24 protein-coding genes and 6 tRNA genes are annotated in these 22,604 nt (G+C 57.3%); 22 read left to right on the forward strand and 8 right to left on the reverse strand.

The window, feature by feature from the left end; translation table 11 throughout:
- Nucleotides 1-3: 3 nt before the first annotated feature.
- A complete protein-coding gene (locus ACJ8PN_RS13145; RefSeq protein ID WP_131165241.1) occupies nt 4-1,383 on the reverse strand; it encodes an MFS transporter in 1,380 nt (459 codons plus the stop codon).
- A 240-nt stretch (nt 1,384-1,623) separates the two neighbouring features.
- Here ACJ8PN_RS13145 and pncC point away from each other — a divergent pair, with 240 nt between their 5' ends.
- From pncC to recX, 3 genes are all read left to right on the forward strand, one after another.
- Nucleotides 1,624-2,112, forward strand: a complete 489-nt coding sequence (gene pncC / locus ACJ8PN_RS13150) for a nicotinamide-nucleotide amidase (protein ID WP_015376700.1) — start codon at nt 1,624-1,626, stop codon at nt 2,110-2,112.
- Nucleotides 2,113-2,223: 111 nt separating this feature from the next.
- Entirely contained in the window at nt 2,224-3,288 is a 1,065-nt protein-coding gene (gene recA, locus ACJ8PN_RS13155) for a recombinase RecA (protein WP_004932541.1), read from the forward strand.
- Nucleotides 3,289-3,348: 60 nt separating this feature from the next.
- Nucleotides 3,349-3,852, forward strand: a complete 504-nt coding sequence (recX, locus tag ACJ8PN_RS13160) for a recombination regulator RecX (protein ID WP_171455023.1) — start codon at nt 3,349-3,351, stop codon at nt 3,850-3,852.
- 40 nt (nt 3,853-3,892) lie between these two features.
- On the opposite strand, the gene ACJ8PN_RS13165 is transcribed toward recX, so the two are convergent.
- A complete protein-coding gene (locus ACJ8PN_RS13165; RefSeq protein WP_162180460.1) occupies nt 3,893-4,036 on the reverse strand; it encodes a hypothetical protein in 144 nt (47 codons plus the stop codon).
- Between ACJ8PN_RS13165 and alaS the strand changes: the two genes are divergently transcribed.
- From alaS to luxS, 12 genes are all read left to right on the forward strand, one after another.
- Entirely contained in the window at nt 3,986-6,613 is a 2,628-nt protein-coding gene (gene alaS, locus ACJ8PN_RS13170; protein ID WP_049242670.1) for an alanine--tRNA ligase, read from the forward strand. The two genes, ACJ8PN_RS13165 and alaS, sit on opposite strands and share 51 nt — an antisense overlap.
- Before the next feature lie 252 nt (nt 6,614-6,865).
- Nucleotides 6,866-7,051: a carbon storage regulator CsrA gene (gene csrA / locus ACJ8PN_RS13175; RefSeq protein WP_004091602.1), complete on the forward strand. Its 186-nt coding sequence runs from the start codon at nt 6,866-6,868 to the stop codon at nt 7,049-7,051.
- A gap of 310 nt (nt 7,052-7,361) precedes the next feature.
- Nucleotides 7,362-7,454 (forward strand) — tRNA-Ser (locus tag ACJ8PN_RS13180).
- Nucleotides 7,455-7,457: 3 nt separating this feature from the next.
- Nucleotides 7,458-7,534, forward strand: a tRNA-Arg gene (locus ACJ8PN_RS13185).
- A gap of 61 nt (nt 7,535-7,595) precedes the next feature.
- Nucleotides 7,596-7,672, forward strand: a tRNA-Arg gene (locus tag ACJ8PN_RS13190).
- 189 nt (nt 7,673-7,861) lie between these two features.
- Nucleotides 7,862-7,938 (forward strand) — tRNA-Arg (locus ACJ8PN_RS13195).
- 75 nt (nt 7,939-8,013) lie between these two features.
- A tRNA-Arg gene (locus ACJ8PN_RS13200) sits at nt 8,014-8,090 on the forward strand.
- Nucleotides 8,091-8,165: 75 nt separating this feature from the next.
- Nucleotides 8,166-8,242 (forward strand) — tRNA-Arg (locus tag ACJ8PN_RS13205).
- A 178-nt stretch (nt 8,243-8,420) separates the two neighbouring features.
- Nucleotides 8,421-8,987, forward strand: coding sequence for a fructose-1-phosphate/6-phosphogluconate phosphatase (gene yqaB, locus ACJ8PN_RS13210; RefSeq protein WP_004932523.1), 567 nt, complete (start codon nt 8,421-8,423; stop codon nt 8,985-8,987).
- Nucleotides 8,984-9,412: a YqaA family protein gene (locus ACJ8PN_RS13215; protein ID WP_025159656.1), complete on the forward strand. Its 429-nt coding sequence runs from the start codon at nt 8,984-8,986 to the stop codon at nt 9,410-9,412. The genes yqaB and ACJ8PN_RS13215 overlap by 4 nt, the downstream gene beginning before the upstream one ends.
- Before the next feature lie 82 nt (nt 9,413-9,494).
- The gene (gene gshA, locus ACJ8PN_RS13220) at nt 9,495-11,057 is read left to right on the forward strand and encodes a glutamate--cysteine ligase (protein WP_171453350.1); all 1,563 of its coding nucleotides are present in this window, start codon (nt 9,495-9,497) and stop codon (nt 11,055-11,057) included.
- Nucleotides 11,058-11,223: 166 nt separating this feature from the next.
- Nucleotides 11,224-11,739: an S-ribosylhomocysteine lyase gene (luxS, locus tag ACJ8PN_RS13225; protein ID WP_004932513.1), complete on the forward strand. Its 516-nt coding sequence runs from the start codon at nt 11,224-11,226 to the stop codon at nt 11,737-11,739.
- A 65-nt stretch (nt 11,740-11,804) separates the two neighbouring features.
- Here luxS and ACJ8PN_RS13230 read toward each other — a convergent pair whose 3' ends face one another.
- The gene (locus tag ACJ8PN_RS13230) at nt 11,805-13,094 is read right to left on the reverse strand and encodes an HlyC/CorC family transporter (RefSeq protein ID WP_015376704.1); all 1,290 of its coding nucleotides are present in this window, start codon (nt 13,092-13,094) and stop codon (nt 11,805-11,807) included.
- Between the two features lie 42 nt (nt 13,095-13,136).
- Nucleotides 13,137-13,928: a cytochrome C assembly family protein gene (locus ACJ8PN_RS13235; protein ID WP_004932506.1), complete on the reverse strand. Its 792-nt coding sequence runs from the start codon at nt 13,926-13,928 to the stop codon at nt 13,137-13,139.
- 169 nt (nt 13,929-14,097) lie between these two features.
- Here ACJ8PN_RS13235 and ffh point away from each other — a divergent pair, with 169 nt between their 5' ends.
- The 5 genes from ffh to rplS all read left to right on the forward strand — a co-directional run bounded on the left by ffh (nt 14,098) and on the right by rplS (nt 17,714).
- Nucleotides 14,098-15,459 carry a signal recognition particle protein gene (ffh, locus tag ACJ8PN_RS13240; protein WP_004932504.1) on the forward strand — a complete coding sequence of 454 codons (1,362 nt, stop codon included), beginning with the start codon at nt 14,098-14,100 and terminating at the stop codon, nt 15,457-15,459.
- Nucleotides 15,460-15,673: 214 nt separating this feature from the next.
- Entirely contained in the window at nt 15,674-15,922 is a 249-nt protein-coding gene (rpsP, locus tag ACJ8PN_RS13245) for a 30S ribosomal protein S16 (protein WP_004932501.1), read from the forward strand.
- 18 nt (nt 15,923-15,940) lie between these two features.
- Nucleotides 15,941-16,489, forward strand: a complete 549-nt coding sequence (gene rimM / locus ACJ8PN_RS13250; RefSeq protein WP_004932489.1) for a ribosome maturation factor RimM — start codon at nt 15,941-15,943, stop codon at nt 16,487-16,489.
- A 52-nt stretch (nt 16,490-16,541) separates the two neighbouring features.
- The gene (gene trmD, locus ACJ8PN_RS13255; RefSeq protein WP_004932485.1) at nt 16,542-17,309 is read left to right on the forward strand and encodes a tRNA (guanosine(37)-N1)-methyltransferase TrmD; all 768 of its coding nucleotides are present in this window, start codon (nt 16,542-16,544) and stop codon (nt 17,307-17,309) included.
- A gap of 48 nt (nt 17,310-17,357) precedes the next feature.
- A complete protein-coding gene (gene rplS, locus ACJ8PN_RS13260; RefSeq protein ID WP_004932484.1) occupies nt 17,358-17,714 on the forward strand; it encodes a 50S ribosomal protein L19 in 357 nt (118 codons plus the stop codon).
- Nucleotides 17,715-17,858: 144 nt separating this feature from the next.
- Here rplS and ACJ8PN_RS13265 read toward each other — a convergent pair whose 3' ends face one another.
- From ACJ8PN_RS13265 to ACJ8PN_RS13280, 4 genes are all read right to left on the reverse strand, one after another.
- Nucleotides 17,859-18,086 (reverse strand): ogr/Delta-like zinc finger family protein, encoded by a 228-nt coding sequence (locus tag ACJ8PN_RS13265; RefSeq protein ID WP_016929021.1) that lies wholly within the window; start codon nt 18,084-18,086, stop codon nt 17,859-17,861.
- Between the two features lie 66 nt (nt 18,087-18,152).
- Nucleotides 18,153-18,665 (reverse strand): lysozyme, encoded by a 513-nt coding sequence (locus tag ACJ8PN_RS13270; RefSeq protein ID WP_015376709.1) that lies wholly within the window; start codon nt 18,663-18,665, stop codon nt 18,153-18,155.
- Complete coding sequence (locus ACJ8PN_RS13275; protein ID WP_004932472.1) at nt 18,649-18,870, reverse strand: HP1 family phage holin; 222 nt, start codon at nt 18,868-18,870, stop codon at nt 18,649-18,651. Before ACJ8PN_RS13275 ends, ACJ8PN_RS13270 begins: the two co-directional genes overlap by 17 nt.
- Nucleotides 18,871-19,112: 242 nt before the next feature.
- On the reverse strand, nt 19,113-19,877 hold the full coding sequence (locus ACJ8PN_RS13280; RefSeq protein WP_004932469.1) for a DUF481 domain-containing protein: 765 nt from the start codon (nt 19,875-19,877) through the stop codon (nt 19,113-19,115).
- A gap of 495 nt (nt 19,878-20,372) precedes the next feature.
- Here ACJ8PN_RS13280 and ACJ8PN_RS13285 point away from each other — a divergent pair, with 495 nt between their 5' ends.
- Both ACJ8PN_RS13285 and tyrA read left to right on the forward strand, forming a co-directional pair.
- Nucleotides 20,373-21,449, forward strand: a complete 1,077-nt coding sequence (locus ACJ8PN_RS13285) for a 3-deoxy-7-phosphoheptulonate synthase (protein ID WP_004932466.1) — start codon at nt 20,373-20,375, stop codon at nt 21,447-21,449.
- A gap of 3 nt (nt 21,450-21,452) precedes the next feature.
- Nucleotides 21,453-22,574 (forward strand): bifunctional chorismate mutase/prephenate dehydrogenase, encoded by a 1,122-nt coding sequence (gene tyrA / locus ACJ8PN_RS13290; protein WP_171453352.1) that lies wholly within the window; start codon nt 21,453-21,455, stop codon nt 22,572-22,574.
- The last annotated feature ends 30 nt before the right edge of the window (nt 22,575-22,604 follow it).

Genomic DNA, 22,604 nt, shown 5'->3' on the forward strand with positions numbered 1-22,604 from the left:
CGTTTACAGCATGGCGTGCGCCTTTTTCAGGCCGGTGTCTTCTTCCGGATCGGCGCCCTGAGGCAAGGGCTCCGCCTCTTGTGCTTCGGGCTGCGGCTCGTCGACCTCGGGCGCCGCTTCCGGCGGCGGCATGGTGTCGTGAATGATCTGTTCATCGAAGGTCGGATTGAGCGCCGGCGACAGCGGCGAGCTGGCGAGGCTGTCCGGCAGCGGAATGTGCGGCACCGGCGCGTCCTGCGCCAACTGCGGTTCCTCCGCTTTCGCCGTGCGGCTGAGGGCCGCCAGCAGCACGCCGCACAGGGCGAAAAAGGCGTACAGGATATTGCCGCCAAGCGGCTCGATCAGCGCGCCGACCGCCAATGGCCCGATGCTGGCGCCGACGCCGAACGCCATCAGCAGACAGGCGGCCAGCGAGACGCGGCGTTCCGGCTCGATCAGATCGTTGGCCAGCGCCACCGCCAACGGGTAGAGCGTAAATTGCAACATGCTGACGACGAACCCGACCGCCAGCAGCAGCGGGAAATCGATGTGCGGCAGCAGCGCCAGCGGCAGCGCCGCCACGATCAGAAAAATGGCGTTGAGGCGCATCAGCAACGGGCGATTATAGCGATCCGACAGCCAACTGAGCGGGAACTGCGCCACCAGCCCGGCGAAGATGGCCAGCGCCATGAACAGGCCGGTTTGCTGAGTGGTTAAGGATTGCAGGCTGGCGTAGACCGGCGCCAGGCCGTAAAACGAGCCCACCACCATGCCGATCACCAGCGTGGTAGCCAGCACCTTGGGAATGGCGCCGACAAAGTAACGCAGCTCCATCGGGGCCGGCGACATGTGGCGCGCATTGGTGCGGGTGGTGAGAGCGATGGGCACCAGACAAAGCGCGAAGCACAGCGCGATCACCAGCAGCGTGCTGATGCCCAGGTTGCTTTGCAGCATCAGCACTATCTGGCCCAGCGACATGCCGAGATAGGTCGCCGCCATATAGAAGCCGAACACCATGCCGCGCTGGTTGGATTCCGCCTGGTCGTTCAGCCAGCTTTCCAGCACCATATACTGGCACATCATGCACAGCCCGATCACCAGACGCAGCGCGACCCAGGCGGGAATGAACGCCGTCAGACCGTGCCCCAGCACCGCAGCGGTGATGATGCCGGCGCAGGCCACGTAGGCGCGGATATGCCCGACGCGGGCGATGAGAAAGTGGCCGACCTTGCCGCCGATCACCAACCCGATGTAGTTGGCGGCGATGATGGCGCCGATCAGCGCGCTGCTGACGTGGATGGAGGCCAGCCGCAGCGAGACATAGGTGGTGAGCAGGCCTGAGCCCAACAGCAGCAACAGGGTGGTGGTGTACAACGGCAAGAATACGCCCAACGTTTTTTTCACGCTATCATCCTAATCTCTTCTGGTGCGCCCTGAGGCCGCCGCAGCGTGCCGCCTCCGTGATGTTCCTTGTGCTGGTGCGCCGCCGCTCAATGGGGCGCTTCTTTTGATACTAGCAGCTTGGCCGGGCGCTTAAAACCGCACCTCCTGCGAGGCGCTGCGCATTTCTGCGCGCCAGCCGCCGTGTCGCCTTGATAAATGCTACTATCGGGCGCATATACCTGAATTCGCGAGGGAGGGGTTATGAGTGAAAACCAACTGCGCCGGCTCAGCGTGCTGGCGGGGGAAAAACTGAAGGCTCAGGGCCGCTGGATCACCTGCGCGGAATCCTGCACCGGCGGTGGCATCGCCAAGGCCATTACCGATATCGCCGGCAGCTCCGCCTATTTCGATCGCGGTTTCGTCACCTACAGTAATGCGGCGAAACATGATCTGCTGGGGGTGAGCGAAGCGACGTTGATGGCGCACGGCGCGGTCAGCGAAGAGGTGGTGCGCGAGATGGCGATAGGGGCGCTGCGGGCGGCGCAGGCCGATCTGGCGCTGTCGGTGAGCGGCATCGCCGGCCCGGACGGCGGCAGCGTGGAAAAGCCGGTCGGCACCGTGTGGTTCGGCTTTGCCAGCAGCGATGGCCGGGGGCTTTCGCGCAAGATGCAATTCGAGGGCGACCGCGATGCGGTGCGGCTGCAGGCGACGATTTTCGCGCTGCAAACCGCCATCGACGAATTTTTGTAAATTAGGCTTGATACTGTATGACCATACAGTATAATTAGTGACATTTCCTGCACAACATACATTCAGTGGCAGTGTGGGGTAACACCGGCATTGCGAAACGAAGGAGCAAAAATGGCTATTGATGAGAACAAGCAAAAGGCGTTAGCTGCGGCACTGGGCCAGATTGAGAAACAGTTCGGCAAAGGCTCCATCATGCGTCTGGGTGAAGACCGCTCCATGGACGTGGAAACGATCTCCACCGGCTCACTGTCACTCGATATCGCCCTGGGCGCCGGTGGCCTGCCGATGGGCCGCATCGTCGAAATTTACGGCCCGGAATCGTCCGGTAAAACCACTTTGACGCTGCAGGTGATCGCCGCCGCGCAGCGCGAAGGCAAAACCTGTGCGTTCATCGACGCCGAGCACGCGCTGGATCCTATCTATGCGAAAAAGCTGGGCGTCGATATCGACAACCTGCTGTGCTCCCAGCCGGACACCGGCGAGCAGGCGCTGGAAATCTGTGATGCGCTGACCCGCTCCGGCGCGGTTGATGTCATTATCGTCGACTCCGTGGCGGCGCTGACGCCGAAGGCGGAAATCGAAGGTGAAATCGGCGATTCGCACATGGGCCTGGCGGCGCGCATGATGAGCCAGGCGATGCGTAAGCTGGCCGGCAACCTGAAAAACGCCAATACCCTGCTGATCTTCATCAACCAGATCCGTATGAAAATTGGTGTGATGTTCGGCAACCCGGAAACCACGACCGGTGGTAACGCCCTGAAGTTCTATGCTTCGGTGCGTCTGGATATCCGTCGTATCGGCGCCATCAAAGAGGGCGACGAAGTGGTGGGCAGCGAAACCCGCGTGAAAGTGGTGAAGAACAAAATCGCTGCGCCGTTCAAACAGGCTGAGTTCCAAATCATGTACGGCGAAGGCATCAACAGCCGTGGCGAACTGGTCGATCTGGGCGTGAAGCACAAGATGATTGAAAAAGCCGGCGCCTGGTACAGCTATAACGGCGAGAAGATTGGTCAGGGTAAGGCGAACGCCTGTAACTTCCTGAAAGAAAACCCGGCTATCGCCGCCGAGCTGGATAAGAAACTGCGCGACCTGCTGCTGCACAGCGGCGGTGAACTGGTAGCCGCTTCCGGTGACGACTTCGAAGACGACGAAGCGGAAACCAGCGAGCAGTTCTAATCGCTGAAGATGTGCGCCGCCGTTTATGTGGCGCATATCCTCTGAATTCAGGCTTGAATGATGAATGACTTGCTAAGCCGCGCCATGCGCCTGCTGTCGCAACGCGATCATAGTGAAGCTGAACTGCGCCGCAAACTTGCGGCGCAGCCGTTTGTGGCGAAAGCCCGGTTTGGCGGCAAGGGGCCGCAAGCGCCGACGGTGGCCGAAGAGCCGGTGGATCCTGCGCTGATCGATCAGGTTATCGCCTACTGTTACCAGCACAACTGGCTGGACGATCAGCGTTTCGCATACAGCTACATCGGCAGCCGCAGCCGTAAAGGTTATGGCGCGCAGCGCATCCGCAGCGAACTGATGCAAAAGGGCGTGGATAAAGCGCTGGTGCAGGACGCCTTGGCGGAATGCGATATCGACTGGTGCGAACAGGCGAAACAGGTGGCGCAGCGAAAATTTGGCGATGCGTTGCCAACCGACTGGAAAGAGAAAGCCAAAGTGCAGCGTTATCTGCTCTATCGCGGCTTCTTCCAGGAAGAAATTCAGTCAATTTACCGTGATTTTGCGCAATGAGCGCACACGGGGTTTTACTTCCCTCTGAAGAAAATTTATCTTATCCCCACTTTTTGTTCGTGAGCTGGTTGTCATCGTCGGGATGACGCGCCACCGGCTCACGTGTCGTTATTCTAGCCTTTCCAGGAAAATTATGAGCAAGAGCACCGCTGAGATCCGTCAAGCGTTTCTCGATTTCTTTCATAGTAAGGGCCATCAGGTTGTAGCAAGCAGCTCCCTGGTGCCTAACAATGATCCGACATTGCTGTTTACCAATGCCGGCATGAACCAATTTAAGGATGTTTTCCTGGGGCTCGACAAACGCGCCTATTCCCGCGCCACCACCTCGCAGCGCTGCGTGCGCGCAGGCGGCAAGCATAACGACCTGGAAAACGTCGGTTATACCGCTCGTCACCACACCTTCTTTGAAATGCTGGGTAACTTCAGCTTCGGCGATTACTTCAAGCACGACGCGATCAGCTACGCGTGGGAACTGCTGACCGGTGAAAACTGGTTCAACCTGCCGAAAGAGAGACTGTGGGTCACCGTGTATGAAACCGATGACGAAGCGTTCGACATTTGGCAGAAGCAAATCGGCGTACCGGCCGAGCGCATTATCCGCATCGGCGACAACAAGGGCGCGCCTTTCGCTTCCGATAACTTCTGGCAGATGGGCGACACCGGCCCATGCGGCCCGTGCACCGAGATTTTCTACGATCACGGCGATCACATCTGGGGTGGCCCTCCGGGCAGCCCGGAAGAAGACGGCGACCGCTACATCGAGATCTGGAACATCGTTTTCATGCAGTTCAACCGTCAGTCCGACGGCACCATGCTGCCGCTGCCGAAACCTTCGGTGGATACCGGCATGGGTCTGGAGCGCATCGCGGCGGTGTTGCAGCATGTGAACTCCAACTATGAGATCGACCTGTTCCGCACCCTGATCGCCGCCGTGGCGAAAGTGACCGGTGCGACCGATCTGGATAACAAATCCCTGCGCGTTATTGCCGACCACATCCGTTCCTGTGCCTTCCTGGTGTCTGACGGCGTGATCCCGTCTAACGAAAACCGCGGCTACGTGCTGCGTCGTATCATTCGCCGCGCGATCCGTCATGGCAACATGCTGGGCGCGAAAGATACCTTCTTCTACAAGCTGGTAGCGCCACTGATCGAAGTGATGGGCCCGGCGGCCGACGAGCTGAAACGCCAGCAATCGCTGGTGGAGCAGGTGCTGAAAACCGAAGAAGAGCAGTTTGCCCGCACGCTGGAGCGTGGTCTGGCGTTGCTGGACGAAGAGCTGGCCAAGTTGCAGGGTGATACTCTGGACGGCGAAACGGCTTTCCGTCTGTACGATACCTACGGTTTCCCGGTCGATCTGACCGCTGACGTCTGCCGCGAGCGCGGTCTGAAAGTCGACGAAGCGGGCTTTGAAGAAGCGATGGAAGCGCAGCGCCGCCGCGCGCGCGAATCCAGCGGCTTCGGCGCCGACTACAACAGCCTGATCCGCGTGGATGGCAGCAGCCAGTTCAGCGGCTACGATCACGACGAGCAGCAGGCGACGGTGATCGCGCTGTTCCGTGACGGCCAGCCGGTCGAGCAGATCAACGCCGGCGAAGAGGCTGTGGTGGTGCTGGACGAGACGCCGTTCTACGGTGAATCTGGCGGCCAGGTCGGCGATAAAGGCGTGCTGAAAGCCGCCGGCGCCGAGTTTGTGGTCAATGACACCCAGAAATACGGTCAGGCTATCGGCCACCAAGGCAAACTGGCGCAGGGCTCGCTGAAGCTGAACGATCGCGTGGATGCGCAGATCGACGCCGAGCGCCGCAACAGCATCCGCCTGAACCACTCCGCGACTCACCTGCTGCACGCCGCGCTGCGCCAAACGTTGGGCGATCACGTTGCGCAGAAAGGCTCGCTGGTTAACGACAAATACCTGCGTTTCGACTTCTCGCACTTCGAAGCGATGAAGCCGGAACAAATCCGCGCGGTGGAAGATTTGGTGAACCAGCAGGTGCGTCGTAACCTGCCGGTGCAGACCGAGCTGATGGCGTTGGAAGACGCCAAAGAGAAGGGCGCAATGGCGCTGTTCGGTGAGAAGTACGACGACAACGTGCGCGTGCTGACCATGGGCGACTTCTCCACCGAGCTGTGCGGCGGCACCCACGCCAGCCGCACCGGCGATATCGGCCTGTTCCGCATTCTGAGCGAGTCGGGCACCGCGGCGGGCATCCGCCGTATTGAAGCGGTGACCGGCGCTGGCGCTATCGCCACGCTGCACCAGCAAAGCGATTTGTTGCAAGACGTTGCGCAGTTGGTGAAGGGCGACAGCAACAACCTGACCGATAAAGTGCGTTCGGTGCTCGATCGCACGCGCGTGCTGGAAAAAGAACTGCAGCAACTGAAAGATCAGCAGGCGGCGCAGGAAAGCGCGTCGCTGTCCAGCCAGGCGAAAGTGGTTAACGGCGTGAAGCTGTTGGTCAGCCAGTTGGACAATGTCGAAGCCAAAATGCTGCGCACCATGGTGGATGACCTGAAAAATCAATTGGGTTCGGCCATTATCGTGTTGGCGACGACGGCTGATGACAAAGTCAGCCTGGTCGCGGGCGTGACCAAGGATCTGACTGACCGCGTGAAAGCCGGCGAGTTGATCGGCAACGTGGCACAGCAGGTCGGCGGCAAGGGCGGTGGTCGCCCGGATATGGCGATGGCGGGGGGGACGGATATCAACGCTCTGCCAGCGGCGTTAAACAGCGTAGAAGCCTGGGTGGCCTCAAAGCTGTGAACATAAATAAATAGCACGGACAAACGCCATAATACTTTGTTGATTATGGCGTTTTCATACTGTGCTAACACAATTTAGTTACAATTGCGGGAACAAAGTTTTTCTGGTCGGCTAAACTTACCATTATCTGAGGTGGGACCAAGTCTGCTTACACTTATTGTGGATTGCGCGGCTTACGTTTTCACCACATATGATGGATAATGACGGGGAAACTGAGAGACCCGACTCTTTTAATCTTTCAAGGAGCAAAGAATGTTAATTCTGACTCGTCGAGTTGGTGAAACCCTCATGATTGGCGATGAGGTTACGGTCACTGTGCTAGGGGTAAAAGGCAACCAGGTGCGTATTGGTGTGAACGCCCCCAAAGAGGTTTCAGTTCACCGTGAAGAAATCTATCAGCGCATTCAGGCAGAGAAGTCTCAGCAGACGACTTACTGATTCCGAAGCAGCGTCTCGTTGCCAGACGAGACGCTACTGCATCGTTTTACCCACTTCTTTCGTTCTCCCCTCTCTTTTTCGTGATTATTTTCCCGGTGAGTTTCCTGCTTTATTGCTGCAGACGTTGCGGTTGCCTGTTGATTAAACGCCCTTTTTGCCGTGAAATCGCCCATGTTGGGTGCGAATTGTGCAAACGCGCATGAGTTGGGAAAAATTGTTTGACTTAAAAGTCGGAGAAAGTAATATGTGCGCCACGCAGTGCCGATGAGCTTCTCTAAAGCAAGTCAGGCACAATTCGAAAGAAGCGTATGGTGAGGTGGCCGAGAGGCTGAAGGCGCTCCCCTGCTAAGGGAGTATGCGGTCAAAAGCTGCATCCGGGGTTCGAATCCCCGCCTCACCGCCATTTGCATCCGTAGCTCAGCTGGATAGAGTACTCGGCTACGAACCGAGCGGTCGGAGGTTCGAATCCTCCCGGATGCACCATATTTTGCAGTATGGTGGGGTAGTAACAACATACCATACGGTATCAAAAAAGAATTCCTGTGCATCCGTAGCTCAGCTGGATAGAGTACTCGGCTACGAACCGAGCGGTCGGAGGTTCGAATCCTCCCGGATGCACCATTCTTAATCTCATTCGTCGCGAAGAAAAATCTTCATGCGGGTGAGAGGAAAAAAGTGTTACCAGGGAGGATAACGTTGCTTCAGCAACGGCCCGCAGGGTGAGGCGCTAGCGCCGAATCATCCTCCCGGATGCACCATTCTTAAAGCCTGGCTTTATTAACAAAGCCGGCATGCGGTAAAAATAGTAATGCATCCGTAGCTCAGCTGGATAGAGTACTCGGCTACGAACCGAGCGGTCGGAGGTTCGAATCCTCCCGGATGCACCATCTAAGAGAAGCCCGCCTTAGCGGGTTTTTGCTTTTCTGTTATTCGTGAAACAGACAAGCGGCAAAAACAGTCATGCATCCGTAGCTCAGCTGGATAGAGTACTCGGCTACGAACCGAGCGGTCGGAGGTTCGAATCCTCCCGGATGCACCATCTAAGAGAAGCCCGCCTTAGCGGGTTTTTGCTTTTCTGTTATTCGTGAAACAGACAAGCGGCAAAAACAGTCATGCATCCGTAGCTCAGCTGGATAGAGTACTCGGCTACGAACCGAGCGGTCGGAGGTTCGAATCCTCCCGGATGCACCATCTAAGAGAAACCCGCCTCGGCGGGTTTTTCGCTTTTCAGCATTTAGCCATTCTCTCTTCACCTCTTTCCTGCTTTGTACCCGATCGATCACAGCACATTCCGCTATGATGCAGTCAGCGACAACCCAACGGCTTTACGCTAAAGTAGTTTTCTTTCCTCAACGATCATGGAGTAACGATGTACGACCGCTATCAGGGTCTTATTTTCGACATGGACGGCACGATTCTGGACACCGAGCCAACGCACCGCAAAGCGTGGAGCGAAGTGCTGTCGCGTTATGGCATGACGTTTGATGAAGCGGCTATGGTGGCGCTGAGCGGTTCACCGACCTGGCGCATCGCTCAGGCGATTATCGCCAGCCACCAGGCCGATCTCGATCCCCATCACTTGGCCGCGGAGAAAACCCGCGCGGTGGAGGCGATGCTGTTGGACAGCGTGCGCCCGTTGCCGCTGATCGAGGTGGTAAAATCCTATCACGGTCGCCGTCCGATGGCGGTCGGTACCGGCAGCGAGCACCGCATGGCGGAAATGCTGCTGCGTCATCTCGGCCTGTTCAACTGCTTCGACGCGATCGTCGGTGCGGACGACGTACAGCGCCATAAACCGGAGCCGGACACCTTCCTGCGCTGCGCCGAACTTATCGGCGTGCCGCCGGAAAAGTGCGTGGTGTTTGAAGACGCCGAGTTCGGCATTCAGGCGGCAAAAAGCGCCGGTATGGACGTGGTAGACGTTCGCACGCTGTGAGTAGTACGCTAGCCGTAATATCGTTATTTGGCAGCAGCTTCCTCAGTGCGACGCTGCTGCCGGGAAATTCAGAAATCGTTCTGGTCGCTTTGCTGACCCAGAGTCGCGTCTCGCCGGAGTTGCTGGTGCTGGCCGCGACCCTGGGCAACACGCTGGGCGGCTTGACTAATGTCATTATCGGGCGCCTGTTACCGGCGTTGAAACCACAGCGGGGGCTGGCAACGGCGCTCGGGTGGCTGCAACGCTTCGGCCCGGCTGCGCTGTTGCTCAGCTGGGTGCCGGTGGTGGGCGATTTGTTGTGCGTGTTGGCAGGTTGGCTGCGCATGCCCTGGGGCTCTGTCGCGCTGTTTCTGTGTATCGGAAAAGCGCTGCGTTACATCGTTTTGACTATGATAACGGTACAGGGCATCGCCTGGTGGCAGTAACCAAGTGAATATAACTCAATATTCTCTCGGGTGCGGATTCAGTATGCTTACGAGTTATTGTTTTTAGAAGCGGGAGGTCAATTTGATCCCGGACGTATCACAGGCGCTTTCTTGGTTGGAAGCCCATCCTCAGGCATTAAAAGGCATTCGTCGCGGCATCGAGCGTGAAACGCTGCGAGTCACGCCGAACGGCACCTTGGCGACTACCGGGCATCCGGAAAAGCTGGGGGCGGCATTGACGCATCACTGGATCACCACGGATTTCGCCGAGGCGCTGTTAGAGTTCATTACGCCGGTTGATGACAATATCGATCACCTGCTGACGTTCCTGCGCGATATTCATCGCTACGTGGCGCGCAACATTGGCGATGAGCGCATGTGGCCGCTCAGCATGCCGTGCTTTATCGAAGCTGAGCAGGATATTGAGCTGGCGCAGTTCGGTTCTTCGAACATCGGCCGCATGAAGACGCTGTACCGCGAAGGGTTGAAGAATCGCTATGGCGCGCTGATGCAGACCATTTCCGGCGTGCACTACAACTTCTCGCTGCCGCTGGAGTTTTGGCAGGCCTGGGCTGGCGTGCAGGACGCCGAAAGCGGTAAAGAGCAGATCTCGGCGGGGTATTTCCGCCTGATCCGCAACTACTACCGTTTCGGTTGGGTGATCCCGTATCTGTTCGGCGCATCGCCGGCCATTTGTTCTTCGTTCCTCAAAGGACGCGAGACCACTCTGCCGTTCGAACGCACCGAGCAGGGGATGTGCTACCTGCCGTACGCCACTTCGCTGCGTCTGAGCGACCTGGGTTACACCAACAAGTCGCAGAGTAATCTGGGCATCACCTTCAACGATCTGCACAGCTATGTGGCCGGTTTGAAGCGGGCGATCGTTACGCCTTCCGAAGAGTTCGCCAAGCTAGGCGTGAAAGAGGGTGATCGCTATCTGCAGTTGAACAGCAACGTGCTGCAAATCGAGAACGAGCTGTATGCGCCGATCCGGCCGAAGCGCGTGACCAAAAGCGGCGAGACGCCGTCAGACGCGCTGCTGCGCGGCGGTATCGAATACATCGAAGTGCGTTCTCTGGATATCAACCCGTTCTCGCCGATCGGCGTGGATGCGGTGCAGGCGCGTTTCCTGGATCTATTCCTGGTGTGGTGCGCGCTGGCCGATGCGCCGGAGATGAGCAGCGATGAACTGCTGTGCACGCGCAAGAACTGGAACCGGGTGATTCTGGAAGGGCGCAAACCGGGCCAGACCATCGGCATCGGCTGTGGCGCCAGCCATGAACCGCTGGAAAAAGTGGGCAAGGCGCTGTTCGCCGATCTGCGTCGGGTCGCGGAAGTGTTGGACGGCGAAGCCGGCAACCGTCAATACCAGCAGGTGTGCGATGAGCTGGTCGCCGCGTTTGACGACCCTGAGCTGACCTTCTCCGCGCGCATTTTGAAGGCGATGAAGGCGGAAGGCACCGGACGCGTCGGTCTGCAGCTGGCGGAGCAGTATCGCCGGACATTGCTGGAAGAACCGTTGGAAATCCTGAACGAAGCCGAGCTGGATAAAGAGCGGGAAGCCTCTTGGCAGCGTCAACGCGACATAGAAGCCAATGATACGCTAAGCTTTGAAGCGTTCCTGAAGCAAAACGGCGGAAGCTGAAAAAGAAAAAGGCCACATCAATGTGGCCAAATATGCATCTCTGATGACAGGGATGATGATAACAAATGCGCGTCTTTCACATACTCAGACTCGCAGGGTTGGAAAAGGTTTCCCGGTTAGGAAAAAAAGTTTCGAAATAAATGCTCTTTTACGAGGAGGTAGCGAAATGCCATTGCTGGATAGCTTTACCGTCGATCATACCCGTATGGCAGCCCCGGCTGTCCGCGTTGCGAAAACCATGAAAACGCCTCATGGCGATACCATCACGGTATTTGATCTGCGCTTTTGCCGCCCGAACCTGGAAGTGATGCCCGAACGCGGCATTCACACGCTGGAACACCTGTTCGCCGGCTTTATGCGCGACCACCTGAACGGCCAGGGCGTGGAGATTATCGACATCTCCCCAATGGGCTGTCGCACCGGTTTCTACATGAGCCTGATCGGCGTGCCGGAAGAGCAGCGCGTTGCCGATGCCTGGAAAGCGGCGATGGCCGACGTGCTGAAAGTGACCGACCAGCGCAAGATCCCTGAGCTGAACGAGTACCAGTGTGGTACCTACCACATGCACTCGCTGGAAGAAGCGCAGGAAATCGCCAAGCACATTCTGGATAACGGCGTGGTGGTGAACCACAACGACGAACTGGCGCTGCCGAAAGAGAAGCTGCAGGAGCTGCATATCTAACCGTACGTTTCCCGCAGAGACAAAAAAGACGCGATTTCGCGTCTTTTTTACGTTCTGGTGGAGGGTTAGTGATGGCCGATGCTGGACTGCAGCGAGGTGATCGGCGTGACCCGCACCTGTTTGATCATATTGCCCTGCACGTCGAGAATGTCGATATCGTAATGGCCGATACGCACCCGGGTGCCGATTTCGGGGATCTCTTCCAGTTCTTCCAGCAGCATGCCGTTGACGGTGCGAGCTTCATTGGCGGGTAAAGTCCAGTTAAAGGCCTTGTTCAGCTCCCGCACGTTGGCGGTGCCGTCGATCAAGACCGAGCCGTCGCTCTGCGGCGTGACTTCTTCCGCCAGCGTCGGCGACATCGAGGTGGTGAAGTCGCCGACGATCTCCTCGAGGATGTCTTCCACCGTAACCAGGCCCTGAATGTCGCCGTACTCGTCGACCACGATGCCGACCTTCTCTTTGTTGCGCTGGAACTTCACCAACTGTACGTTGAGCGGCGTGCCTTCCGGTACGAAGTAGATCTCATCGGCGGCGCGCAGCAGGTTCTCTTTGTTGAACTCTTTTTTCTCGGTCATCAGACGGTAGGCTTCGCGCACGCGCAGCATGCCGATCGCGTCGTCCAGCGAGCTGCGATACAGCACGATGCGGCCGTGCGGCGAGTGGGTCAGCTGGCGCATGATCGACTTCCAGTCGTCGTTGACGTCGATGCCGACGATCTCGGTGCGCGGCACCATGATGTCGTTGACCGTCACCTTTTCCAGATCCAGCACCGAGATCAGCATGTCCTGATTGCGGCGGGAGATCTGCGACTGGGATTCACGCACGATGGTGCGCAGCTCATCCTTGCTGACGGCGTCGCTGATGCGCACGTTGGTACGAATGCCGAACAGGCGCAAGGTCAGGCTGGTGATGCCGTTGAGCAGCCAGACCAGTGGGAACATCACCTTTTGCAACGGCGCCAGCAAGACGCTGCTGGGGAAGGCGATGCGTTCCGGATAGAGCGCGGCGAAGGTTTTCGGCAGCACTTCAGCGAACAGCAGCACGGCGAAGGTCAGCACGCCGGTCGCAATCGCCACGCCGAGATCGCCATACAGCCGCATGCCAACGATGGTCGCCAGCGCCGAGGCGAGGATGTTGACCAGGTTGTTGCCGATCAGCACCAGGCCGATCAGCCGATCCGGTTTTTGCAGCAGCTTCTCCACCCGGCGCGCCGAACGGTTACCCTGTTTGGACAGGTGGCGCAGGCGATAACGGTTGAGCGTCATCATGCCGGTTTCGGAGGCGGAGAAGTAAGCGGAGACCACGATCATGATCACCAGGATAATGATGAGGGTCCCCGTCGACACATGCTCCAATGCAGTATTCCTTATAGAGAGGGAAAGTTGAACCGGGCTGGCTCAGCGCACCATCACCTGTTGAATCAGACGGCTGCCGAAGTAGGCGAGCGTCAGCAGGAAGGCGCCGGCGAAGCTGAACCAGACGACGCGGCGGCCGCGCCAGCCTTCATGGTAATGGCCCCACAGCAACACGATATACACGAACCAGGCCATGATCGACAACACGGCTTTATGCACGTTTTCTTTGCTGAACAGATTATCCATGTACAGCAGGCCGGTGCACAGGGTGAGCGTCAGCAGCACCACGCCGATCTGGGTGATATGGAACATCTTGCGCTCGATGCTCATCAGCGGCGGCATGTCGGCACTAAATGTCAGCTTTTTGTTTTTCAACAGGTAGTCGAGCCAGGCGAGCTGTAAGGCGTAGAGCGCGGCGATGATAAGGGTGGCGTAAGAGAACAGCGCCAGGCCGATATGCACCATCAATTCCGGGCTGGCTTCCAGGTGAGTGATGAACTCGCCGGGCATGAAGCTGGCGAAGGCCAGATTGATCATCGCGAAGCTGTAGACGATCGGCAGCAGGAACCAGCCGCGATCGCGTGAAGCGACGAAGGTCATCACCGAACAGATGATCAGGCTGACGATGGAACCAATGTTCAGCAGGCTGAGATTCTGCCCGGCGCTGACGTCAAAGATGCGCTGCTGCAGCGCGATGGCGTGGCAAATCAACGCCACCACCGCCGAGACGAGGGCGAGCCGACGGTATGCGCTGTTCTTCCGCAACAAGCTGGGAATGATCAGTCCAAGGCTGAGCAGGTAGGCCATCAAAGCCACAATGGAGAAAACTGGCATAACGTTTAATTTTGCTTCGGCGTGGTTAATTGGAGTGTCAGTATAGCGTTGCGCGCGTTTCACTCCAACCTATCTCCAACGCTGAGGCAGAGATCCTGCGCGCTTCGTGTTATCATCGGCGCAATTGTGTCGCCGGAGCGGCCTGTCATTACACGTTGAGCATGAGACGATGTTTGAAAATTTAACCGATCGATTGTCGCGCACGTTGCGCAATATCAGCGGCCGCGGGCGGCTGACCGAAGAGAATATCAAGGAAACCCTGCGTGAAGTGCGTATGGCATTGCTGGAGGCGGACGTTGCGCTGCCGGTGGTGCGCGACTTCATCAACCGCGTCAAAGAGAGCGCGGTTGGCCATGAAGTCAACAAAAGCCTGACGCCGGGGCAGGAGTTCGTCAAGATCGTCAAGGGCGAGCTGATCGCCGCGATGGGCGAAGTCAACACCGAGCTGAATCTGGCGGCCCAGCCGCCGGCGGTGGTGCTGATGGCGGGCCTGCAGGGCGCCGGTAAAACGACCAGCGTCGGTAAGCTCGGCAAGTTCCTGAAAGAAAAACAGAAGAAGAAAGTGTTGGTGGTTTCCGCGGACGTTTATCGCCCGGCGGCGATCAAACAGCTGGAAACGTTGGCGGAAGGCGTCGGCATCGACTTCTTCCCGTCTGACGTCAAAGAAAAACCGATCGACATCGTCAATCGCGCGCTGCAACAGGCCAAGCTGAAGTTCTACGATGTCCTTATTGTCGATACCGCCGGCCGCTTGCACGTTGACGAAGCGATGATGGACGAGATCAAACAGGTGCACGCGGCGATCAAGCCGGTGGAAACCCTGTTCGTGGTCGACGCCATGACCGGCCAGGACGCCGCCAATACCGCCAAGGCGTTTAATGAAGCGCTGCCGCTGACCGGCGTGGTGCTGACCAAGGTCGACGGCGATGCGCGCGGCGGTGCCGCGTTGTCCATCCGTCATATCACCGGCAAGCCGATCAAGTTCCTCGGCGTCGGCGAGAAGACCGAAGCGCTGGAGCCGTTTTACCCGGATCGCGTGGCATCGCGCATCCTGGGCATGGGCGACGTGCTGTCGCTGATCGAAGATATCGAAAGCAAGGTCGACCGCGAGCAGGCGGAGAAGCTGGCCAACAAGCTGAAGAAGGGCGACGGTTTCGATCTGACCGACTTCCTGGAGCAGCTCAAGCAGATGCGCAACATGGGCGGCATGGCCAATATGCTGAGCAAGCTGCCGGGCGCCGGCCAACTGCCGGACAACGTCAAGTCGCAGATGGACGACAAAGTGCTGGTGCGCATGGAGGCGATCATCAACTCGATGACACTGAAAGAGCGCGCCAAACCGGAAATCATCAAGGGCTCGCGCAAGCGTCGCATCGCGATGGGGGCCGGCATGCAGGTGCAGGACGTCAACCGCTTGCTGAAGCAGTTCGACGAAATGCAGCGTATGATGAAGAAGATGAAAAAAGGCGGTATGGCGAAGATGATGCGCGGCATGAAAGGTATGATGCCGCCGGGCTTCCCCGGCCGCTGACGGGCTTCCGCACGCCGAGTGCGGGCGCTTTCAGCATTCGCCGTTCGCGGTGAAAACCGCCCGAAATTTGACAGGCTGCAAAAGTTGTCCCCTGCGATCGACGCTTTAGATTGCTTTTTGCGCCAAAATGAGTAAAATTTTCGGGCTTTTTATATTGCAACCGGGCCCCGTCCCTCAATGGGGCCCGGCTGTTTTATTAACTAAAGAGGATGTTATGGTAACAATTCGTTTGGCACGTGGCGGCGCTAAAAAGCGTCCGTTCTATCAAGTAGTAGTGACCGACAGCCGCAACGCTCGTGATGGTCGTTTCATCGAGCGCGTAGGCTTCTTCAACCCGATCGCTTCCGGTCAGGCTGAAGCACTGCGTCTGGACCTGGACCGCATCGAGCACTGGGTTGGTCTGGGTGCAACCGTTTCTGATCGCGTTCACGCGCTGATCAAAGACGCTAAGAAAGCAGCTTAATCTGTCGCGGTGGTGGCAATGAGCAAGCAACTCAAACCGGTAGCGCCGATCGCACCGATTGTACTCGGTAAAATGGGTTCCGCTTACGGCATTCGTGGTTGGCTCAGAGTGTTTTCATCCACCGAGAACGCCGAAAGCATTTTTGACTATCAGCCGTGGTTTATCCAGCAGGCGGGTCAGTGGCAGCATATCGAGTTGGAAGACTGGAAGCGCCACAGTCAGGATCTGATCATCAAAGTCAAAGGCATTGACGATCGGGACGCGGCGAATCTGCTGACTAATCGCGAGATTATGGTGGATTCCGATCAACTTCCTCCGTTGGAGGGTGATGATTACTACTGGAAAGACCTGATGGGCTGCCAGGTAGTCACCTCCGCCGGCTACGAGCTGGGTAAAGTCATCGATATGATGGAAACCGGTTCGAACGATGTGATGGTTGTGAAAGCGAACCTGAAAGATGCGTTCGGCATGAAGGAGCGGTTGATTCCGTTTCTTCATGGGCAGGTTATCAAGAAAGTCGATCTCACTGCTCGCGTGATTGAGGCAGATTGGGATCCTGGTTTTTGACCCCCGGATCAAACGGTCGAAGCAAGTGGAATAACGGTAAGGGGATTGGCTTGTGTTCATCGGTATTGTAAGCCTGTTTCCTGAGATGTTCCGCGCTATCACCGATTACGGGGTGACTGGCCGGGCAGTAAAAAATGGCCTGCTGAGCGTGCAGTGTTGGAGTCCTCGCGACTTCACCTACGACCGGCATCGCACCGTGGACGATCGCCCTTACGGCGGCGGCCCGGGTATGCTGATGATGGTGCAACCTTTACGGGAAGCCATTCATGCGGCGAAAGCAGCGGCAGGCGAGGGAGCAAAGGTGATTTATCTGTCACCTCAGGGGCGCAAGCTGGATCAAACCGGCGTGTGCGAACTGGCGGCCAATCAGAAGATGATTCTGGTGTGCGGCCGTTACGAAGGGATAGACGAGCGCGTAATCCAAACCGAAATTGACGAAGAATGGTCAATCGGCGATTACGTTCTCAGCGGCGGGGAACTGCCGGCGATGACCCTGATTGATTCAGTCGCCCGTTTCATACCGGGTGTGCTGGGCCATCAGGCCTCAGCGGAGGAAGACTCCTTCGCCGACGGATTGCTGGACTGCCCGCACTATACCCGCCCCGAGGTGTTGGAAGGGATGGAGGTACCGCCGGTTCTGCTGTCGGGCAACCATGCCGAGATACGTCGCTGGCGCTTAAAGCAGTCGCTGGGCCGAACCTGGCTTAGAAGACCTGAACTTCTAGAAAGCCTAGCTCTGACTGACGAGCAAGCGGTGTTGCTGGCTGAGTTCCAACGGGAACATCAGGCCAGGCAACAGGACTATGAAGGAAACGTCTGACATCAGACGGGACCGATATATCAGTTTACCTAGGGTAAGAGACATATTATGAGCAACATTATTAAGCAACTTGAACAAGAGCAGATGAAACAAGACGTACCTGCATTCCGTCCGGGTGATTCCGTGGAAGTGAAGGTATGGGTCGTTGAAGGTAGCAAAAAACGTCTGCAGGCATTCGAGGGCGTGGTTATCGCTATCCGTAACCGCGGTCTGCACTCTGCATTCACTGTTCGTAAGATTTCCAACGGCGAAGGTGTTGAGCGCGTATTCCAGACTCACTCCCCAGTAATCGACAGCATTACTGTTAAACGTCGTGGTGCCGTTCGTAAAGCTAAACTGTACTACCTGCGTGAGCGTACTGGTAAGGCTGCTCGTATCAAAGAGCGTCTGAACCGCGTTGGCTAACGCTGCATCCAAAAGTTAATAGTTATCAGGGGTTGGCATTATGCCAACCCCTTTTTTTATCTGAAAAATCTATCACGTTGCATTTGCGAGGCCTTAGCTGCCTGGCCGCGACATTAAAAAGCCTCTATCAGCGAGTTTTTGGCATTACAGCGCGGCGGCGCTTTGTTTATGTTGATTCTCCGGCGGGTGCGGTTGCGCCGGGACAATATCATCGCCAGGTTTGACGATCACCCGTGCAACGGACTCGTGCGTGGCGAACGTGCAGCTGCAATTGATGTTGCGGCATTGATGGTAACGCTCTTTGGTCGACTCGCTCAGATAGCGGCTGGAACGAGTGTGGGCCACGTGACCGCATAGTGGACAGTGCATCATAAGAACCCCCTTGAACAAATTAAGTGAAATTGGTGTGGCATCATCCTTTGGCGAGCGAACTCGTCATCATGAGGCAATGCCCTGCAAGCACAGTGCGCGTTCCATGGCGCGTCGCTGTTCCAGCCCTTTGTTTTTCTTTCCGTTTACGTAAACCCAGCGTGGCAGCTGATCGCAGGCCTGCCGCCACTGGCGCTGTTGCAGCAGCGCGACCAGCGTAGAGTGGCAGGCTGCGCTGACGCCCACATTGAAAGCGAAGGCGATCGCCGCATCATAGGTTTGTTGCGAGAGCGTATCCGGCAGGCAGGCGGCCATGCCGCGCTCGGTGCGGCGAACATCGTCGACCAAATCCATCGCGGCTTTGTGTTCATCGATCGCTTTACCAGGGATGACGCCAGCGGTGTGCCCAATGCCCTGCGTCCACACCCCGGCGCTGCACTGGTAAGGCGACAGGCGGCAACCTTCGAGATCGGCGATCAGCCTGAGGCCGGCTTCTGAGGTTTGCAGCTCGCCAAATGACGGCAACAGCACGGCGATGGCCAAAACGGCGGCGACGCTGCAGCGCTTAACGGTTGCACTCATCGTAAATTTTCCTCCGCGATGTCGCATTGCGCTCAATGGCCTTCAAGATCTGCAGGCTTTTACGTCGGTAGTACCAATTCACCAGAAACGTGCCGATGCCTACCGCCGCACCGACTAAAAAGGCAATGTCCTGCGGAGACAGCTTGCCGAGCCAGGCGAGAAACAGCGCCATGGCGTAGGTGATGAATGAGGTTATTTTCTCCATAGCCTTATGCTCGCTTCGTTTACAGAATCTCGGGAGCCGGAGGCATCAATGCGAGACAGCTCGCTATCGATATCCATCATGCTCCTGGCCTGTATGATAATTACTGTATATGCATACAGTATTAAGCTATTTGCTAAAGTCGTCAATGGGTGAGGTGAATATTTTTAGCAGATTGTGCAAAAAAGGGCGGGTGGCATAAAAAAAGCCCATCGACGATGGGCTTCGAGAAATAATGGGGGAGATTACAGGCCGTAGACCAGCGTGACCGAGGTGGTGGTATCTGTGTTCTTCGGCGCCGAGGCCGGCGGTTTGCTGTTGTAGGTCACGGTGTAAGCCACGCGCAATGAGAAGCGATCGTTGATCGCCACGTTCAACGCGCTTTCCGAGTTCAGCGTGGTTTCTTCGTTCGCCAGCGCGGAAACGCCCTGAATGAACTTGGTGTTGTCGGTCAACTGATAGGAATAGTTAGCCGCGCCATAGGCCAGCCCCTTGGTCGAGCGGCCGCCGCCATGGTATTCGTCATGGCGCACGCCGGGACCGAATTCCACCCGCAGGTCACTGAGTGGCCCGTTAAGGAGTTGACGGCCGTAGCCGCCGGTCAGCGTGGAGCGTGAGTCGTAACCGTTGAAACGGTCACTCAGCCAGCTGGCCTGACCGAACAGGTAGTTGCGATCGGTCAGGTTATAGCGCGTACGGCCACCGGCCTGGTATTTTTCGGACGAGCGCACGTTGGAGGAGGTGGTGTTGTTGGCCGCCCCCCACAGGCTGTACGCCGCGTCACTGTTGAACCAGGTCATGTTGGTGTTGGCCAACAGGGTGGAGCTCTGCGAGTTACCTGACTGGGCGTTATAGCCCGCCTGCACGTTGCCTTCGAACGGTTTCTTGGCGGTGGCCGGATCGTCCATCGCGGTGAAAAGCGTATTGTCGGCAAGGGCTGAAACACTGGTGAAAGTCGTTAAGCAGCAAATATACAGCGGAAAAGCGCGACGAGCGCGAGAAGAGAGCATTTTGGATCCAGTTGTTAAGGGGAGTTATTGTTGATGACGGTCACATTATATCGGTTCATTTCGGCGACAAAAATAGCCGCCATTAGCTTAAGTTTTTAATTTTTATCCCTCATTTATTCGCTTTTCTTCTACTTAAAATCATCGCTTTTGGCGGCATTTCGTGCTGATCCTGCTTCGCCCGGCCGTCGGTACCGAGATGGGCCGTGCATCCTCGCTGTAAAATTTAATGTACAAATATGTTTACATTCATTGGCTTTGTTAGGCATGAGGGGTTATAGCGTGGTGATGGGTTTTTTACTTGTTTAATTGGTTGTATTTGTTGTATTTAAACCAATTTCATTAACCCTTTTTCAAAGGTGATTTAATCAAGATAATGACGGTAATCTTTTATTTACGGAAAATGGATTGAAAACTTTACATATCGTGATAGGGTAGAGCCCTGAAACGCTCAATGTTCCATTTCAACGCATAACGCCAAACGACAGGAATAGCATCATGCAAAAAGACGCGCTCAATAACGTACACATCAGTGCAGAACAGGTTCTCATCACGCCGGAGGAGCTGAAGAACCAGTTCCCGCTCAGCGCCGACGACGAAAATGAGATCGCCACTGCGCGCAACACTATCGCCAACATTTTGCAGGGGCGCGATCATCGCCTGTTGGTGGTGTGCGGGCCTTGTTCGATCCACGATCCGGATGCGGCGCTGGACTATGCCCGTCGTTTGAAAACCCTGGCGGCTGACTTGAGCGATCAGCTGTATATCGTTATGCGCGTCTACTTTGAAAAACCCAGAACCACTGTCGGCTGGAAAGGTTTGATCAACGATCCGTACATGGACGGTTCGTTTGACGTTGAGGCAGGCTTGCATATCGCGCGTCGCCTGTTGCTGGATCTGGTGGGCATGGGCTTGCCGTTGGCTACCGAAGCGTTGGATCCGAACAGCCCGCAGTACCTGGGCGATTTGTTCAGCTGGTCGGCGATCGGCGCGCGCACCACCGAATCTCAGACCCACCGAGAAATGGCCTCCGGCCTGTCGATGCCGGTCGGGTTCAAAAACGGCACCGATGGCAGCCTGGGCACCGCCATCAACGCCATGCGCGCCGCCGCCATGCCGCACCGCTTTGTCGGCATTAACCAGGCAGGCCAGGTTTGCCTGCTGCAGACGCAGGGCAACCCGGATGGGCACGTGATTCTGCGCGGCGGCAAAACTCCGAACTACAGCGCTGAGCACGTTGCGGCCTGTGAAAAACAGATGCTTGAGGCGGGACTCCACCCGTCCTTGATGATAGATTGCAGCCATGGCAACTCGAATAAAGACTATCGCCGTCAGCCGGCGGTGGCCGAGTCCGTGGTGGAGCAGATCAAGGCGGGTAACCGCTCAATCACCGGCATTATGCTGGAGAGCCATCTGCATGAGGGCAACCAGTCTTCCGAACAGCCGCGTGCAGACATGCGTTACGGTGTGTCCGTCACCGACGCCTGCATCAACTGGGAGAGCACGGAAACCCTGTTGCGCCATATGCATCAGGAACTCGGCGCTGCGCTGGCGGCCCGCACGGGAGAAAAGTAAGTTATGGTGGCAGAACTGACCGCGCTGCGCGATCAAATCGATGAGGTGGATAAAGCGCTGCTGGGTCTGCTGGCGAAACGCCTGCATCTGGTAGCGGAAGTGGGCGAAGTGAAAAGCCGTCATGGCCTGCCGGTTTACGTACCGGAGCGCGAAGCCGCGATGCTGGCCTCGCGTCGCCAGGAGGCAGAAAACCTCGGGGTGCCGCCGGATTTGATCGAGGACGTTTTGCGCCGCGTGATGCGCGAATCGTACGTCAGCGAGAACGATAAAGGCTTTAAAACTTTGTGTCCGCAGCTGCGGCCGATCGTCATCATCGGCGGCAACGGCCAGATGGGACGGCTGTTCAACCGCTTGCTGACGCTGTCGGGTTATCAGGTCAGGGTACTGGATCAGGAAGATTGGCCGCAGGCGGAACAGCTGCTGGCAGACGCCGGCATGGTGATCGTCAGCGTGCCGATCCACGTGACCGAGCAGGTGATAAGCCGCCTGCCGCCGCTGCCTGCCGACTGCATACTGGTGGATTTGGCGTCGGTGAAGAACCGCCCGCTGCATGCGATGTTGGCGGCGCACAGCGGCCCAGTGGTGGGGCTGCACCCGATGTTCGGCCCGGACGTGGGCAGCGTGGCGAAGCAGGTGGTGGTTTACTGCGACGGCCGCCGGCCGGAGGCTTACCAATGGTTGCTTGAACAGCTGCAGGTGTGGGGCGCGCGGCTGCATCGCATCAGCGCGGTCGAACACGATCAGAACATGGCGTTTATTCAGGCGCTGAGGCACTTCGCCACCTTCGCCTACGGGTTGCATTTGGCGGAAGAGAACGTGCAACTGGAGCAGTTGCTGGCGCTCTCCTCGCCGATCTACCGGCTGGAGCTGGCGATGGTTGGCCGCCTGTTTGCGCAGGATCCACAGCTTTACGCCGATATCATCATGTCGTCGGAGGAAAACGTGGCGCTGATTAAACGTTACTACCAGCGCTTCGGCGAGGCGATAACGCTGTTGGAGCATGGCGACAAACAGGCGTTTATCGACAGTTTCCGCAAGGTGGAGCACTGGTTCGGCGATTACGCCCAACGCTTCCTGGTGGAGAGCCGCACGCTGTTGCGACAGGCTAACGACAGCCGACAGTAAAACGCGGGCGGTAAACGTAAAAGGTTCGGC

It is taken from the genome of Serratia sp. CY76391, assembly GCF_052166695.1.
Lineage (GTDB): Bacteria > Pseudomonadota > Gammaproteobacteria > Enterobacterales > Enterobacteriaceae > Serratia > Serratia nematodiphila.